The sequence below is a fragment of the Rhizobium sp. P40RR-XXII genome (genome assembly GCF_012641405.1).
Taxonomy (GTDB): Bacteria; Pseudomonadota; Alphaproteobacteria; order Rhizobiales; family Rhizobiaceae; genus Rhizobium.
This window is the reverse complement of the sequence record NZ_JABAII010000048.1, coordinates 1-931: the sequence shown is the minus strand read 5'-3', so window position 1 is coordinate 931 and position 931 is coordinate 1. Positions and strand designations below refer to the sequence as shown.

General features: G+C 58.1%; 1 protein-coding gene. It reads left to right on the top strand.

Translation table 11 applies throughout. From position 1 onward, the window contains the following. Positions 1 to 73: 73 nt before the first annotated feature. The gene (locus tag HGP16_RS33690) at positions 74 to 907 is read left to right on the top strand and encodes an IS5-like element ISRtr4 family transposase (RefSeq protein WP_004126132.1); all 834 of its coding nucleotides are present in this window, start codon (positions 74 to 76) and stop codon (positions 905 to 907) included. Positions 908 to 931 lie beyond the last annotated feature (24 nt).

Below are 931 nucleotides of genomic sequence, written 5' to 3'. Positions count from 1 at the left end.
TGCCTCAAAAAGAGGTGGGTGATTTCAACAGGTTATGATTCCTTCGGATTTGCGAGATTCGATGGAGACCACGATGGCCTGGACCAAAATCACCCGTCGGCAATATGCCCGGCGAACGGCACGCTACGCAAGCGATATGACGGATCGGGAATGGGGTCTGGTTCAGCCTTTCCTGCCAATGCCGCGCCGCTTGGGCCGCCCGCGGACCACGGATTTGCGAGAGGTGGTGAATGCCCTGCTTTACATCGCCACAACGGGTTGCCAATGGCGGATGCTGCCGAAGGATTTTCCACCCTGCTCGACCGTCCAGCGCTATTTCTATGAATGGAGAGCGTTGGGACTTTGGCCACGCATCAACCATCGTCTCGTGATGGAAACGCGCGAGTTGGAGGGCAAGGAGGCAAGCCCGACGGCCGGTGTGATCGATAGCCAGAGCGTCAAAACCACCGAAAGCGGCGGCATCCGGGGCTATGACGCGGGCAAGAAGACCAAAGGCCGCAAGCGCCATATCATCGTCGATACGCTCGGCCTGATGGTCGGTCTCATGGTGCACAGCGCCGACATCCAGGATCGCGACGGTGCTCCCGATCTCCTGAAATCCATCCGCCACAGGTGGCCATGGTTGCTGCATGTCTTCGCCGATGGTGGCTATGCGGGCGATAAGTTGAAGCGGCGACTGAAAAAGATCGGGCGCTGGACGATCGAGATCATCAAGCGCTCAGACAAGGCGAAAGGCTTCGAGGTTCTGCCGCGTCGATGGGTGGTCGAACGGACCTTCGCCTGGCTTGGCAGATGCCGCAGATTGGCCAAAGACGTCGAACGCTCCATCGCATCAGCCGAAGCGTGGATCATGATCGCCCACATTCGTCTCATCACCAGACGGCTAGCAAGGTATGGATATCGTTGAACGCTTTTCGAATCCGACTCTAAG